Here is a 14,279-nt window from a genome sequence, read left to right as displayed (position 1 = left end):
CGGCAGCCCCTCAGGGCAGCGTGGATTCGCCCTTGAGCAGGTCGTCCAGCGTTTCGCGCTGGCGCACGACGTAGTACTTGTCACCGTCGACCATGGCTTCGGCCGCGCGGGGGCGGGCGTTGTAATTGCTGGCCATGGCCATGCTGTAGGCGCCCGCGGACTCCACCGCCAGCAGGTCGCCCTGTTGGAGAGCAAGCTTGCGCTGCCGGGCCAGCCAGTCGGCGCTTTCGCAGACCGGGCCGACGATGTCGTATAGGGTTTCGTCGCCCGCGCGCGGATGCACGGGGCGCACGCTGTGGAAGGCTTCGTATAGCGCGGGACGCAGCAGGTCGTTCATGGCGGCGTCGACGATGGCGAAGTTGCGCGCTTCCGAGTGCTTCAGGTACTGGACCCGCGTGAGCAGCACGCCGGCGTTGCCCACCAGCGAGCGGCCGGGCTCCAGCACCAGGTGCAGATGGCCGAAGCCGCGCGCGTTCAGGCGTTCGAAGACACGATCCAGCAAGGCCTGGGGCGAGGGCGGGATCTCATCCGTATAGCGGATGCCCAGGCCGCCGCCCAGGTCCAGATGGACGATCCGGATGCCGGCCTGATCCAGCTTTTCGATCAGGTCCAGCAGCTTTTCCAGCGCGTCGAAATAGGGACTGATGTCGGTGAGCTGCGAACCGATGTGGCAGTCCACGCCCACGATTTCCAGGGCCGGCAGCGACTGGGCCAGGCGGTAGACGTCCAGCGCCGATTCGATGGCGATGCCGAACTTGTTTTCCTTCAGGCCGGTGGAGATGTATGGATGCGTCTGCGCATCCACGTCCGGATTCACCCGCAGCGAAACGGGCGCGCGCAGACCCATGTCATGCGCGATTTCCGACAGCCGGCGCAGTTCGGCTTCGGACTCGACGTTGAAGCACTTGACCTTGGCGGCCAGCGCGGCGCGCATTTCCCAGGCCTGCTTGCCCACGCCGGAAAATACGATCCTGGACGGGTCCGCACCGGCCGCCAGGGCGCGCTTGAGCTCGCCGCCGGAAACGATGTCGAAGCCCGCGCCCAGGCGCGCGAATTCCTTCAGGACGGCCAGGTTGGAATTGGCCTTCATGCCGTAGCAGACCAGCACCGGATGCTGGCCGACGGCATTGCGGTAGGATTCCCAGGCAGCCTTGAGCGCGGCGCGCGAGTATACGTACAGCGGCGTGCCCAGCTTTTCGGCCAGGTGATCCAGCGGCACGTCCTCGGCGTACAGGACATTGTTGCGGAACTGGAAGTACGGATGACCGGCCAGTTCAGGCTGCGCGGGGAATCGGGGTGTCATGGAATGGACTGCACCGGCGGGATGGCCGTCGGTTGCGGCTGCGGCTGCGTGCGCGAGGGCGGCTTGCCGTCCGGCGTCGGCATGTACAAGGGGCCCTTATACCCGCAGGCGGCAACCATGCCGGTCGCCAGCAGCGTGGCTACAATGCGAAGGACCATGCGGCGAAATGCCAAGTGGAACACTGGGAACTCCTAAATCTTGCAGGCTCGATTATGACCGAAACCGAATTTCTTGCGTTGATCGACCAGGTGCTGAACAGCATCGAAAGCCAGGCCGATGACTGGGCGGCTTCGCTCGATGTCGACGTCGAAACCAGCCGCAGCGGCAATGTGCTGACGATGGTTTTCGAGGACAACACCCATGTGGTGGTGAACAGCCAGGCTGCCATGCAGGAGCTGTGGGTCGCGGCGCGCAGCGGCGGCTTTCACTACCGCTACGATGGCCAGCACTGGAACGATACCCGAGGCGGCCCGCAGTTGCCGGATGCCCTGTCGCAGATCTGTTCCGCGGCAGCCGGCGTACCCGTGACGATACGCCTGTAAAACGTCAGCTTCAGGCGAAAAAAAGGCCGGCCCCATGGGGCCGGCCTTGTCATTTGCGCGTCAGAACGGAATCTTCTGGGACCAGGGCGTGTTGCCTTGCGTGCCTACGCCCGGCGCCACCTTGATCCGGGTTTCCTCGCTGGTGCTGCCGTTCAGGCCGTTGAGGAACTCACCCAGCGTGTCGGCCTCGGGCAAGCCCAGGCGCGCCACCGCTTGTCCGGGCGGGAATTCGGAGAAGTAGAACTCGCCGTTTTCGACCAGCAGGCCATCGGGGCGGGGACGCGGCTTCTCTTCGGGCACGCCCTTGAGGACCGTCTGCATGTAATCGACCCAGATCGGCATGGCGACGCCGCCGCCGGTTTCGCGCGAACCCAGGGACTTGGGCTGGTCAAAGCCCAGCCACGCGGTGGCGACCAGCGACGGGGTGTAGCCGGAGAACCAGGCGTCCACCGATTCGTTGGTGGTGCCGGTCTTGCCTGCGATGTCGTTGCGCTTGAGCAGGACGCGGGCGCGCGCTGCGGTGCCGTAGGTGGCCACGCCGCGCAGGATGTCGTCCATGACCCAGGCCGTGCGCGGATCGATGGCGCGGGCCGCGGCGTCGCCGGCCACGACCGGCTTGGACTGCATGATGACCTTGCCGCTGCTGTCGGTGACGCGGTCGATCAGGTAGGGCGTGACGCGGTAGCCGCCATTGGCGAACACCGAGAAGGCGCCGGCCAGCTGCAAGGGCGTGACCGAGCCCGCGCCCAGCGCCAGCGGCAACACGGCGGGCTGGCGGGCCTTGTCGAAGCCGAAGCGGGTCAGGTAGTCCTGCGCGTACTGCGGGCCGATGGCCTGCAGGATACGGATCGACACCATGTTCTTGGACTTGTACAGGCCCTGGCGCAGGGTCAGCATGGGTTCGTACTGATTGCCGTAGTTCTTCGGGTTCCAGGCCTTGGAGCCGGTCTGCGCGGCCGTCAGTTCGAAGGGCTGGTCCGAGATCTGCGTGCCCGGGGTCAGGCCGCGTTCCAGCGAAGCGGCGTAGATGAAGGGCTTGATGTTCGAACCCGGCTGGCGCCAGGCTTGCGTCACCCGGTTGAAGTTGCCGCGGTAGAAGTCAAAGCCGCCGACCATGGCGCGGATGGCGCCATCTTGCGGCGACAGCGCCACGAAGGCCGCCTGCACCGAAGGCAGGTTGATGATTTCCCAGTTGTCGCCGAACTTGCGGATGTAGACCACGGAGCCGCGCTTGATGCGCTGCTCGGGCTTGGCCTTGTCGTTCAGCGCGCGCGCCACGACGCCCAGCACCTTCTTGTCGGTGACGGTGATGATCTCGCGCGAGCTGCGCGCCAGCTTCACTTCGGTGGGGCTGGCCGACAGCACCAGCGCCGTCAGCAGGTCACCGCTGTCGCTGAACTTGTCGAACACGCCGTCCAGGAATTCGTCCAGTGCCTGCGGGTTGTTCTCGGTGCCCGGCGGCAGGTCGAGCTGTTCCTCGGGGCCGGGGTAGGGCGCGCGGCGCGTGTATTCCAGCACGCCTTCGCGCACGGCGCGGTAGGCCGCTTCCTGGTCCTTGGACTGCACGGTGGTGTAGATATTGATGCCGCGCGAATAGACGTTGTCCTGGTACACGTTGAACAACAGCTGGCGTGCCAGTTCCGCCACGTACTCGCCATGGATGGAATAGCCGCCGGCCGGCGTGCCTTCCGCGGACTTCATGACGATGGGCTGGGCCAGCGCCTGCTGGTATTCCGGTTCGGTCAGGTAGCCCAGCGAGTGCATGCGGCCCAGCACGTAGCGCTGGCGCAGCTCGGCGCGCGGGCGGTTGGCGATAGGGTTGAAACGCGAGGGCGCCTTGGGGATGCCGGCCAGCATGGCGGCTTCCGCAGGCGTGACTTCGGACAGGGGCTTGCCGAAGTAGGTGCGCGAGGCGGCCGCGAAACCATAGGCGCGGTGGCCCAGGTAGATCTGGTTCATGTAGAGCTCGAGGATCTGGTCCTTGGTGAGCTCCGACTCGATCTTGAAGGTCAGCAGCAGTTCATAGAACTTGCGTGAATAGGTCTTTTCCGACGACAGGTAGAAGTTGCGCGCCACCTGCATCGTGATGGTGCTGGCGCCCTGCGACTTCGACATGCTGACCAGGTTGGTCAGGCCGGCGCGCGCCACGCCCATCCAGTCGATCCCGCCGTGCTGGTAGAAGCGGTCGTCCTCGGCCGCCAGCACCGCGGACTTCATGACGTCCGGGATTTCGTTGAAGCGCAGCACGTTGCGGCGCTCTTCGCCGAATTCGCCGATCAGGACGCGGTCCGCCGTAAAGACGCGCAGCGGCACCCGGGGGCGGTAGTCCGTCATGGCGTTCAGGTCGGGCAGGTTGGGCCAGGCCAGCGCCAACGCCATCCCAGCCAGCAGCACGCCGCACAGGAACAGGCCGGCAAAGAAAATGCCGGTTTTTACGAAGAATCGCAGTATCGGGGAACCGCTCTTGGCGGGCTTGTCTTTCTTGGAGGAATTCTGGGGCTTGCTCATCGCGGCGATTTTACGGGTATCTCCGGGTCCGTCTTGGCACGGGGCACCGGTTTCTGTAACAAAATCGTTCAGTGTGGTAGGCGGGCAACTGGCGGCTGATGTGATAATGCCGTCATGAACTTTTCCGCTAACTCATGTCCGGAGGCTGACCCGGACCCGGCGTCCTCCTGCGAGACGCCCGAAAACCAGCCTTGCGCGATCGAGTGCACAGGCAAGGCCGCCACGCTGCCGCATGACCTGCCGGTTTTCCTGGTCGGGATGATGGGCGCGGGCAAGACCACCATAGGGCGTGGCCTGGCGCGTGCCCTGGGGCGCGAGTTTATGGACTTGGATCATGAGCTCGAGGCGCGTTGCGGCGTGCGGGTGCCGGTAATCTTCGAAATCGAGGGCGAAGCCGGTTTTCGTCGCCGGGAATCTGCCGCCTTGGAAGAGTGTACCCAACGGCGCAACATAATTCTTGCCACCGGCGGCGGCGCGATCCTGGCGCCGGAAAACCGTCAGCGCCTGCGCGAGCGCGGCATCGTGGTCTACCTGCGCGCCAGCGTGGACGAACTGTTCCGCCGCACCTGCCGCGACCGCAACCGTCCCCTGTTGGCCACGGCCGACCCGCGCGGCACGCTGCGCGACCTCATGACCCTGCGGGAACCCCTCTATAAGGAAGTAGCCGACCTGGTGGTGGAGACGGGCGCCATGCCCATACACACCCTGGTCAAGGCGCTGCTGCCGCAACTGCAAGCCTTCGAGAAGCGCATATGAACGTAGTACACGTGGACACCCCGGGCGGAGCCTACCCGATCCACATCGGCCCCGGCCGCCTGGACGCCCTGGACCAGTGCATCCCCGCCGACGCCACCGCGATCGCCGTGGTGACCAACCCGACCGTCGCCGCCCTGTACGGCGAGCGCGCCGAAGCCGCGCTGGCCCGGACCGGCAAGCGGGTGCTGCGCATCGAATTGCCCGACGGCGAGGCCTATAAGGACTGGCAGTCGCTGAACCTGATCTTCGACGCGCTGCTGGGCAACCGCCTGGACCGCCGCTGCGTGCTGGTGGCGCTGGGCGGCGGCGTCATCGGCGACATGACCGGTTTCGCGGCCGCGGTCTATATGCGCGGCGTGCGCTTCCTGCAGGTGCCCACGACGCTGCTGTCGCAGGTCGATTCGTCGGTGGGGGGCAAGACCGCCGTCAACCATCCGCTGGGCAAGAACATGATCGGCGCGTTCTACCAGCCGGTCGCAGTCGAAATAGACACCGACGTGCTGAACACGCTGCCGGCGCGCGAGGTGTCCGCGGGCCTGGCGGAAGTGATCAAGTACGGCCTGATCCTGGACCCGGAATTCTGGTCCTGGTGCGAGGACAATGCGCAGAAGCTGCGCGAACTGGACCCCGAGGCGGTCGCCTACGCCATCCGCCGCTCCTGCGAACTCAAGGCGCAAGTGGTGGGCAAGGACGAGCGCGAGTCGGGCCTGCGCGCCATCCTCAACCTGGGCCACACCTTCGGCCACGCCATCGAATCCGGCCTGGGCTACGGCGCCTGGCTGCATGGCGAAGCCGTCGGTTGCGGCATGGTGCAGGCTGCCGAGCTGTCGGCCGACGTCGCCGGCTTTGACCGTGCCGACGTGGAGCGCGTGCGCGCGCTGGTGGTCGCCATCGGCTGTCCCGTCGTGGCCCCCGACCTGGGCGCCGACCGCTGGCTGGACCTGATGCAGGTCGACAAGAAGACCGAAGGCGGCTCGATCCGCTACGTGCTCATGACCCGCATCGGCGAGGCCATGATGCGCGCGGCCCCCGACGACGCCGTGCGCGCCGTGCTGGCCCGCACCACCCAATAGCCGTGATGGAGACGGTGTTGCAGATGAAAGAACTGGCTTCCTATGCATCCCACCCGTCTCAATCGCGCGGGCGGACCTATGCCGAGCCGCCACCGGAAAACCGGACGGAGTTCCAGCGCGACCGCGATCGCATCGTCCATTCCAGCGCCTTCCGGCGCCTGGAGTACAAGACCCAGGTCTTCGTGAACCACGAGGGCGACCTGTTCCGCACCCGCCTGACCCACAGCCTGGAAGTGGCCCAGATTGCGCGCACGCTGGCGCGCAGCCTGGGCCTGTCCGAAGACCTGACCGAAGCCATCTCGCTGGCGCACGACCTGGGCCACACGCCGTTCGGTCATGCGGGCCAGGATGAACTCAACGCCTGCATGCGCGAATTGGCGCCGGAGGCGGGCGGCTTCGAGCACAATCTGCAAAGCCTGCGGGTGGTGGACGAACTGGAAGAACGCTACGCGGACTTCAACGGCCTGAACCTGTGCTTCGAAACGCGCGAAGGCATCCTCAAGCATTGTTCGGCCGCGCATGCGAGGCAGCTGGGCGACGTGGGCCAGCGCTTCCTCGACCGCACCCAACCCTCGCTGGAGGCGCAGTTGGCCAACCTGGCGGACGAGGTCGCCTACAACAACCACGACATCGACGACGGTCTGCGCTCGGGCCTGATCACGCTGGAACAGCTGAAGGAAGTGTCGATCTTCGAGCGCCACCACGCCCACGTGCTGGAAAGCTATCCGGGGCTGGCTGCGCGTCGCGCGGTGGCCGAGACCATACGCCGCATGATCAATACGCTGATCGTCGACCTGACGCGGACCTCGTTGGCGCGCATCCGCGAGTTCGCGCCCGCCACTGCCGACGACGTGCGCCGCGCGCCGCCGCTGGCGACCTTTTCGCCCGAGATCCGGAGCGAGGCCGACGCGCTGAAGAAATTCCTGTTCGACAACCTGTACCGCCACTACCGCGTGTTGCGCATGACGACCAAGGCGCGGCGCATCGTGCGCGAGCTGTTCGCGGCTTTCCTGGACGATCCGCGGCTGTTGCCGCCCGACTATCGCCGGCCGGCTTTCAACGAGCAGGCCCGCGCCATCGCCGACTACATCGCGGGCATGACGGACCGCTACGCCATCCGCGAGCACAAGCGCCTGTTCGAGATGGCCTGAGGCCCGCGGGCCTCAGGCTTGCGCCGCGGCCTCAGCCCGCCAGATAGCGCTGCGTCAGCAGCACCCAGTAGGCCGCGCCCACGGGCAGGCTGTGGTCGTTGAAGTCATAGCCCGGGTTGTGCACCATGCAGGCCCCATGCCCGCTGTTGAAGCCTTCCGCCGAGCCATCGCCATTGCCCACCAGCAGGTAGGACCCTGGCACTTCCTCCAGCATGAAGGCGAAGTCCTCGCTGCCGGTCAGCGCGCGGGTCTGGAGTTCCACCTGGTCGGCGCCTACCAGTTCCACCGCCACCTGGCGCGCGAAATCGGTTTCTTCGCGGGTGTTGACCAGCACGGGATAACCGCGGCCGTAGTCGATGGTGGCGCGCACCTGATAGCTGGCCGCCTGGCTGTGGACCAGTTCCGTGATGCGGGCTTGCAGCGTGTCGCGCACGCCGCGGTCCAGCGCGCGCACGCTGAGTTTCAGCGTGGCGGTCTGGGGGATGACGTTGTTGGCTTTGCCTGCGTTGAATGCGCCGACCGTGATCACCGCCATGTGCAGGGGATCGATATTGCGGGCGACGATGCTTTGCAGGCCCAGCACGATGGCCGCGCCAGCCACCACCGGATCGGCGGCGCAATGCGGCATCGCGCCGTGCCCGCCCACGCCTTCCAGCACGATGGTGACGTTGTCGGACGAAGCCATCGCGGCGCCGTCGCGCAGCAGCAGGCGGCCTTGCGGATGGCCCGGCATGTTGTGCATGGCGAAGATGGCGTCGCAGGGATACTTGCTGAACAGTCCGTCTTCCATCATGCGCTTGGCGCCGCCCAGGCCTTCCTCGGCGGGCTGGAAGATCAGGTTGAGCGTGCCGTCGAAGTCGCCATGCCTGGCCAGGTGGTGCGCGGCCGCCAGCAGCATGGCGGTGTGGCCGTCGTGGCCGCAGGCGTGCATGACGCCTTCGTTGCAGCTGGCGTGTTCCAGGCCCGTCGCTTCCTGGATGGGCAGGGCGTCCATGTCGGCGCGCAGGCCCAGGCGCTTGCCGCCGCTGCCGCGGCGCAACTGCCCCACCACGCCGGTGCCGCCCAGCCCGCGTTCCACTTCATAGCCCCATTGCGTCAGGCACTGCGCCACCAGGTCGCTGGTGCGGAATTCCTGGAAGCCGAGTTCGGGGTGGCGGTGGATGTCGCGGCGGATCGAGACGAATTCGTCGGCCTGGGCGGTCATCGCCTGCAGGATGGGATGCATGTCGGAGAGGTCCTGGAATCGGGTCACTGGTTGCCTGCCAGTTTCACGTGGCTGGAGATTTCGCGGAAGCGCTCGGTCTCGGCGCGGTACATGGCGTCGGCCTGTTCCGCGCTCATGGGGGCGGAGACTTCGATGTTCTGGTGCGCCAGGCTGTCCTTCACCGCCGCATCCTGCATGGCGGCGTTGAGCGCTGCGTTCAGGCGCGCCACCACGTCTTGCGGCGTGTCGCGCTTGACGAAGTAGCCAGTCCAGGTGGTGAAGTTGAAGCCCTTGAGCAGTTGGCCTTCGTTGACCGACGGCACGGTCTTGAGCGCGGGCAACTGGCTGCGCTGTGGGTCCAGGCTGGCCAGCAGCTTGATGCGGCCCTGCTCGGCCAGCGCCACCTGCTGCTGCGACAGCGGCAGGATGGCCAGGTCCACCTGGCCGCCGCCGATGTCCTGCATCAACGGCGCGCCGCCCTTGTAGGGCACATGCATCATGTTGGCGCCGATGGTGCGCGCCATGTGTTCGCCCAGCACGTGGTACAGCGAACCCACGCCCACGCTGCCGAACGTCAGCGGCTGGGTGGCCGAGCGCGAGCGGGCCAGCGTGACCAGCTCGTCGGCATTGTTGGCGGGCAGGTCGGCGCGCGCCACGATCACCAATGGGGCCATGCCGATCATCTGCACCAGGCGGAAATCCTCGCTCTTGAGCTTGACCGCGGGATTGGCAATGGGGGACAGGATCAGCTCGTTGGGCGAGCCCTGGAACAGGTAATAGCCGTCAGCCTTGGCGCCCAGCACCTTCTGCGCGCCCAGCGCGCCGCTCACGCCGCCCAGGTTCTCCACCAGCACGGGCTGGCCCAGCTGCTTGGAGACGGGCGGGGCCACCACGCGGGCGATGGAATCGGACGCGCCGCCGGCCGGGTAGGGCACCATCATCATGACGGGCCGGTCGGGATAGTCTGCGGCCCGGGCGCCCTGGGCCAGCAGCGCCGCGCCCAGCGCCAGCGCACAGCCGGCCAGGCGCAGGCCATTGGAAAGCATGCTCACGAAATTCCCCTTGGAATGATCTAGTCGTGATCCGCATGCTAGGGACAGGCCTCGCTAGTTGTCTAACGAATTGTTATTCTGGAAGCTAGAAAAAAAACTCATACTTAATCGGGACCCGGGCATGAATCTCAAGCAGCTCGAACATCTGCTGGCCGTGGCCGAGGCGGGTTCCTTCAGCCGTGCGGCCGAACGCCTGTACCTGACCCAGTCGGCGCTCAGCCGCAGCATCCGCCTGCTGGAAGAAGACCTGGGCGCGCGCCTGCTGGACCGCATGGGCAAGCGCACGGAGCTGACCCCGCTGGGCCTGACCGTCGCCGGCCGCGCGCGGCGCATCCTGTTCGAATCGGGCGAGCTGCGCCGCAGCGCGGAACTGCTGACCCAGGGCGACCGGGGCAGCATCAGCATCGGATTGGGTTCAGGGCCGGGCGTCATGCTCATGACGCCGCTGCTGGCGCACGTGGCGCAGCACTATCCGCAGTTGCGGCTGGACGTGATGCGCGGCTCGCCCGAGGCCCATCTGGCGCTGTTGCGCCAGCGGCGCCTGGACGCGCTGGTGGTCGATACGCGCGGCATCGTGCCGGCGGCCGACCTGCGCATCGAACCCATCTCGGAAATGCGCGCCGGATTCATCTGCCGCCGCGGCCATCCGCTGGCCCAGGCCGGGCGGCCGGCGCGCTTCGCGGAGGTTGCGGCCTATCCGCTGGCGTCCACGTTTCTTGCAGCGGATACCGTGCGCATCGTGGTCGACCATTTCGGCGTCGAGGCGGATCCGCAGACCGCGATGCGCCTGCGCTGCGATGAAATCGGCAGCGTGCTGGAAGCGGTGCGCGTGTCGGACGCGGTATTCCTGGGCATCGTGGGCGCGGCGCGGGTCGGCATCGCCGCGGGCGAACTGACGGAACTGCCTACCGACCCGCCGCTGCGCAGCCACGCGCTGTTTGCAATGGTGACGCTGACGGGCCGCACCGAGGCGCCGGCGATGGCGCTGGTGCGTGAATTCGTGGCCCAGCGCCTGCGCGATTGAACGCGCCGATTGACGTGCTTCAGCGCTGCTTGCGGTAGGGCTCGTCCTCGGGCACGAAGGTGGCTTCCGCGAGCGCGTCGCGGGTCCATTCCTGCATGGCGGGCAGCGCCAGCACGGCGTCCATGTAGTCGCGCACCGGGCCGGACGCCGCGATGCCATAGGTCGTGAAGCGCGAGACCACCGGCGCGAAGAAGGCGTCGGCGATCGAGAACTCGCCGAACAGGAACGGCCCGCCCTGGCCGAATGCCGCGCGCGTGTCGCGCCAGATCGCTTGCAGGCGCTCGATGTCCTGTTGCGCGGCCGCAGGAAAGTCGATGCCGGGCAGGTGCGCTTCGACGTTCATGGGCAGCGCCTGGCGCATCGCGCCAAAGCCGCTGTGCATCTGCGCGGTGAGCGACCGCGCGCGGGCCCGGGCGCGCGCGTCCTGGGGCCACAGGCGGGCTTCGGGATGGCGTTCGGCCAGGTACTCGCAGATCGCCAGCGTGTCCCAGATCGCGAACTCGCCATCCAGCAGCACCGGAACCAGCCCCGCGGGCGACACCGCGCCCACGCGGCGCGAGAATTCCTCGGTGAAGAAGCCGAGCTTCTGCTCGGTAAAGGGTATGCCTGCGGCGCGCAAGGCGATCCACGGCCGCAGGGACCAGGACGAGTAGTTCTTGTTGCCGATGATCAAGGTGTACATGCCGCGATCCTTCCTAGCCGTTGATGTGATGGTTCAGGCGCCGGTTCAGCGGCGCAGCAGTTTGCCCAGGTATTGTCCGGTGTGGCTGGCGGACGTGCCGGCCACGTCTTCGGGCGTGCCCTGCGCCACCACGCGCCCGCCGCCGTCGCCGCCTTCGGGACCCATGTCGACCACCCAGTCCGCGGTCTTGATGACGTCCAGGTTGTGTTCGATGATCAGCACCGTGTTGCCGCTGTCGACCAGCTGGTTCAGCACCTGCAGCAGCAGCTCGATGTCGCGGAAATGCAGGCCCGTGGTGGGCTCGTCCAGGATGTAGAGCGTGCGGCCGGTGCTGCGCCGCGACAGTTCCTGCGACAGCTTCACGCGCTGCGCTTCACCGCCCGACAGGGTGGTCGCGCTCTGGCCCAGCCGGATATACGACAGGCCCACGTCGATCAGCGTGTGCAGCTTGCGGGCGATGGCCGGCACGGACTCGAAGTATTCCAGCGCCTGCTCGACCGTCAGGTCCAGCACTTCGCTGATGTTGCGGCCGCGATAGCGGATTTCCAGCGTTTCGCGGTTGTAGCGCTTGCCGTGGCAGACGTCGCAAGGCACGTACATGTCGGGCAGGAAATGCATTTCGACCTTGACCACGCCGTCGCCCTGGCAGGCCTCGCAGCGCCCGCCCTTGACGTTGAAGCTGAAGCGCCCCGGGTCGTAGCCGCGGGTGCGCGCTTCCGGCACGCCCGCGAAGAGTTCGCGGATGGGCGTGAACAGGCCCGTGTAGGTCGCGGGGTTGCTGCGCGGCGTGCGGCCGATGGGGCTCTGGTCCACGCTGATGATCTTGTCGAAGTTCTCCAGCCCCTGCATCGACACGTAAGGAGCGGGTTCGCTCTGCGCATGATGCAGCTGGCGCGACACGGCGACCGCCAGCGTGTCGTTGACCAGCGTGGACTTGCCCGAACCGGACACGCCGGTCACGCACACCAGCCGGCCCGCGGGGATGCGCAGGTCCACGTTCTTCAGGTTGTTGCCGCTGGCGCCCGTCAGGGTGAGCCAGGACAGTTCGTCGTTGACGGGGCGTCGCTTCGGGATGGCGATGGCGCGCGCGCCGCTCAGGTACTGGCCGGTCAGCGACTGGGGGTCGCGCTGCACGGTTTCCGGGTCGCCCTGCGCCACCACCTGGCCGCCGTGCTCGCCCGCGCCCGGTCCCATGTCCACGACCCAGTCGGCCATGCGGATCATGTCTTCGTCGTGCTCCACGACGATGACGCTATTGCCTAGGTCGCGCAGGTGCTGCAGGGTGCCGATGAGGCGGTCGTTGTCGCGCTGGTGCAGGCCGATGGAGGGCTCGTCCAGCACGTACATCACGCCGGTCAGGCCCGATCCGATCTGGCTGGCCAGGCGGATGCGCTGCGCCTCGCCGCCCGAGATGGTATCGGCGCTGCGGTCCAGCGACAGATAGTTCAGGCCGACGTTGTTCAGGAAGCTCAGGCGCGCCTCGATCTCGCGCACGATGCGTTGCGCGATCTCCTGCTTGGCGCCCGTCAGGCTCAGGTCGCGGAACCAGGTAAGGCAGGTCGACAGCGGCATGGCCTCGACCTCGTAGATGGCCTGACCGTGGCGTTCGCCGCCGCGCGGATCCTGGCCGATCAGCACGTTGCGGGCCTCGGGCCGCAGGCGCGAGCCGCCGCAGTCCGGGCAGGTCTTGATGTTGCGGTACTTGCCGAGCTCTTCGCGCACGGTGGCCGAATCGGTTTCGCGCCAGCGGCGCTCCAGGTTCGGGATCACGCCTTCGAATGTATGGCGCTTGACCGTGCTGCGGCCTTTTTCGTTCAGGTAGAGGAACGAGATCTCTTCGTCGCCGGAGCCGTACAGCACCTTGTCGCGCAACGCCTCGGGCAGTTCCTCGAAGGGCGCTTCGATGTCGAATTCATAGTGCGCCGCCAGGCTGGTCAAGAGCGAATGCGTGAAGGCGTTGCGGCGGTCCCAGCCGCGGATGGCGCCGGCCGCCAGGCTCAGCTCCGGGAAGGCGACCACGCGCTTGGGGTCGAAGAAGCCGACCTGGCCGATGCCATCGCAACTGGGGCAGGCGCCCATGGGATTGTTGAAGCTGAACAGGCGCGGCTCCAGCTCGGGCAGGCTGTGGCTGCACACCGGGCAGGCGTAGCGGCTGGAGAAGACCTGCTCGCGGCCGCTGTCCATGTCCAGCGCCAGGGCGCGGCCCTCGGCCAGTTGCAGCGCGGTCTCGAAGCTTTCCGCCAGGCGCTGCTTGCTTTCAGGCTTGATGCGCAGCCGGTCGATGACGACGTCGATGTCGTGCTTCTCGGTCTTCTTCAGCGGCGCCATGCCGTCGATTTCGGTCAGCTGGCCGTCCACGCGCAGACGCACGTAGCCCTGCGCCTGCAGGCTGGCGCATTCGTCCTCGAAACTGCCTTTCTTGCCGCGGGCTATGGGCGCCAGTACCGCCAGCCGGGTTTCGGGCGTCCAGGACAGCACCGCGTCCACCATCTGGCTGACGCTTTGCGCCTGTAATGGCAGGCCGTGGTCAGGGCAATAGGGCGTACCGACCCGCGCGTACAGGAGGCGCAGGTAGTCGTGGATCTCGGTGATGGTGCCGACGGTGGAGCGGGGGTTGTGGCCCGCGGCCTTCTGTTCGATGGAGATGGCCGGGGACAGGCCCTCGATCAGGTCCACGTCCGGCTTGTCCATCAGCTGCAGGAACTGGCGGGCGTAGGCGGACAGGCTTTCCACGTAGCGGCGTTGGCCTTCCGCGTACAGCGTGTCGAAGGCCAGCGACGATTTGCCCGAGCCGGACAAGCCGGTGACGACCACCAGCTTGTGGCGTGGCAGGTCGAGCGAGACGTTCTTGAGATTGTGGGTGCGCGCACCCCGAATGCGTATTGTCACGTCCATCGGGCTCTTTTAAGCGGTTTCAAAGGCCAACTTGGTACTATAGCGCGCCGAATCCCCCTGCGTTCGGGGCAGTACTCCAGCCTGGATAG

The 14,279-nt window shown here is 66.9% G+C and carries 12 protein-coding genes; 5 read left to right on the top strand and 7 right to left on the bottom strand.

Features of this window, described 5'->3' with window-relative positions:
- Positions 1–10 precede the first annotated feature (10 nt).
- Positions 11–1,303 carry a diaminopimelate decarboxylase gene (gene lysA, locus IB268_RS22385; protein WP_192354815.1) on the bottom strand — a complete coding sequence of 431 codons (1,293 nt, stop codon included), beginning with the start codon at positions 1,301–1,303 and terminating at the stop codon, positions 11–13.
- A complete protein-coding gene (locus IB268_RS22380) occupies positions 1,300–1,461 on the bottom strand; it encodes a lipoprotein (protein ID WP_225589042.1) in 162 nt (53 codons plus the stop codon). The genes lysA and IB268_RS22380 overlap by 4 nt, the downstream gene beginning before the upstream one ends.
- Positions 1,462–1,515: 54 nt before the next feature.
- Between IB268_RS22380 and cyaY the strand changes: the two genes are divergently transcribed.
- The gene (gene cyaY / locus IB268_RS22375; RefSeq protein ID WP_013396958.1) at positions 1,516–1,845 is read left to right on the top strand and encodes an iron donor protein CyaY; all 330 of its coding nucleotides are present in this window, start codon (positions 1,516–1,518) and stop codon (positions 1,843–1,845) included.
- A 60-nt stretch (positions 1,846–1,905) separates the two neighbouring features.
- Here cyaY and IB268_RS22370 read toward each other — a convergent pair whose 3' ends face one another.
- On the bottom strand, positions 1,906–4,353 hold the full coding sequence (locus tag IB268_RS22370; protein ID WP_054457191.1) for a penicillin-binding protein 1A: 2,448 nt from the start codon (positions 4,351–4,353) through the stop codon (positions 1,906–1,908).
- A 114-nt stretch (positions 4,354–4,467) separates the two neighbouring features.
- Between IB268_RS22370 and IB268_RS22365 the strand changes: the two genes are divergently transcribed.
- The 3 genes from IB268_RS22365 to IB268_RS22355 are packed head-to-tail and all read left to right on the top strand — an operon-like array spanning position 4,468 to position 7,333.
- Complete coding sequence (locus IB268_RS22365; protein WP_054457189.1) at positions 4,468–5,109, top strand: shikimate kinase; 642 nt, start codon at positions 4,468–4,470, stop codon at positions 5,107–5,109.
- Positions 5,106–6,182 (top strand): 3-dehydroquinate synthase, encoded by a 1,077-nt coding sequence (gene aroB, locus IB268_RS22360; protein ID WP_125472556.1) that lies wholly within the window; start codon positions 5,106–5,108, stop codon positions 6,180–6,182. Before IB268_RS22365 ends, aroB begins: the two co-directional genes overlap by 4 nt.
- A 23-nt stretch (positions 6,183–6,205) precedes the next feature.
- Complete coding sequence (locus IB268_RS22355) at positions 6,206–7,333, top strand: deoxyguanosinetriphosphate triphosphohydrolase (protein WP_175181583.1); 1,128 nt, start codon at positions 6,206–6,208, stop codon at positions 7,331–7,333.
- 31 nt (positions 7,334–7,364) lie between these two features.
- Here IB268_RS22355 and IB268_RS22350 read toward each other — a convergent pair whose 3' ends face one another.
- A complete protein-coding gene (locus tag IB268_RS22350) occupies positions 7,365–8,558 on the bottom strand; it encodes a M20 aminoacylase family protein (RefSeq protein WP_054457184.1) in 1,194 nt (397 codons plus the stop codon).
- A 23-nt stretch (positions 8,559–8,581) separates the two neighbouring features.
- Positions 8,582–9,583 (bottom strand): tripartite tricarboxylate transporter substrate binding protein, encoded by a 1,002-nt coding sequence (locus tag IB268_RS22345; RefSeq protein WP_054457183.1) that lies wholly within the window; start codon positions 9,581–9,583, stop codon positions 8,582–8,584.
- A 127-nt stretch (positions 9,584–9,710) separates the two neighbouring features.
- Between IB268_RS22345 and IB268_RS22340 the strand changes: the two genes are divergently transcribed.
- Complete coding sequence (locus tag IB268_RS22340) at positions 9,711–10,613, top strand: LysR family transcriptional regulator (protein ID WP_054457181.1); 903 nt, start codon at positions 9,711–9,713, stop codon at positions 10,611–10,613.
- A gap of 19 nt (positions 10,614–10,632) precedes the next feature.
- Here IB268_RS22340 and IB268_RS22335 read toward each other — a convergent pair whose 3' ends face one another.
- Positions 10,633–11,295: a glutathione S-transferase family protein gene (locus IB268_RS22335; protein ID WP_054457179.1), complete on the bottom strand. Its 663-nt coding sequence runs from the start codon at positions 11,293–11,295 to the stop codon at positions 10,633–10,635.
- Between the two features lie 45 nt (positions 11,296–11,340).
- On the bottom strand, positions 11,341–14,184 hold the full coding sequence (gene uvrA, locus IB268_RS22330; RefSeq protein WP_370126359.1) for an excinuclease ABC subunit UvrA: 2,844 nt from the start codon (positions 14,182–14,184) through the stop codon (positions 11,341–11,343).
- Positions 14,185–14,279: the final 95 nt, after the last annotated feature.

Source organism: Achromobacter sp. ACM01 (assembly GCF_014851745.1).
In the GTDB taxonomy this organism is placed as follows: Bacteria; Pseudomonadota; Gammaproteobacteria; order Burkholderiales; family Burkholderiaceae_B; genus Achromobacter; species Achromobacter aegrifaciens.
Note: the sequence above shows the minus strand (reverse complement) of the source record. Positions and strands in the feature narration are given on the sequence as shown.

What these genes read in the sequence shown, in the direction of transcription:
- lysA (WP_192354815.1), bottom strand. Translation starts at nt 1,303, where the DNA reads ATGACACCCCGATTCCCCGCGCAGCCTGAACTGGCCGGTCATCCGTAC.
- IB268_RS22380 (WP_225589042.1), bottom strand. Translation starts at nt 1,461, where the DNA reads ATGGTCCTTCGCATTGTAGCCACGCTGCTGGCGACCGGCATGGTTGCC.
- cyaY (WP_013396958.1), top strand. Translation starts at nt 1,516, where the DNA reads ATGACCGAAACCGAATTTCTTGCGTTGATCGACCAGGTGCTGAACAGC.
- IB268_RS22370 (WP_054457191.1), bottom strand. Translation starts at nt 4,353, where the DNA reads ATGAGCAAGCCCCAGAATTCCTCCAAGAAAGACAAGCCCGCCAAGAGC.
- IB268_RS22365 (WP_054457189.1), top strand. Translation starts at nt 4,468, where the DNA reads ATGAACTTTTCCGCTAACTCATGTCCGGAGGCTGACCCGGACCCGGCG.
- aroB (WP_125472556.1), top strand. Translation starts at nt 5,106, where the DNA reads ATGAACGTAGTACACGTGGACACCCCGGGCGGAGCCTACCCGATCCAC.
- IB268_RS22355 (WP_175181583.1), top strand. Translation starts at nt 6,206, where the DNA reads ATGAAAGAACTGGCTTCCTATGCATCCCACCCGTCTCAATCGCGCGGG.
- IB268_RS22350 (WP_054457184.1), bottom strand. Translation starts at nt 8,558, where the DNA reads ATGCATCCCATCCTGCAGGCGATGACCGCCCAGGCCGACGAATTCGTC.
- IB268_RS22345 (WP_054457183.1), bottom strand. Translation starts at nt 9,583, where the DNA reads ATGCTTTCCAATGGCCTGCGCCTGGCCGGCTGTGCGCTGGCGCTGGGC.
- IB268_RS22340 (WP_054457181.1), top strand. Translation starts at nt 9,711, where the DNA reads ATGAATCTCAAGCAGCTCGAACATCTGCTGGCCGTGGCCGAGGCGGGT.
- IB268_RS22335 (WP_054457179.1), bottom strand. Translation starts at nt 11,295, where the DNA reads ATGTACACCTTGATCATCGGCAACAAGAACTACTCGTCCTGGTCCCTG.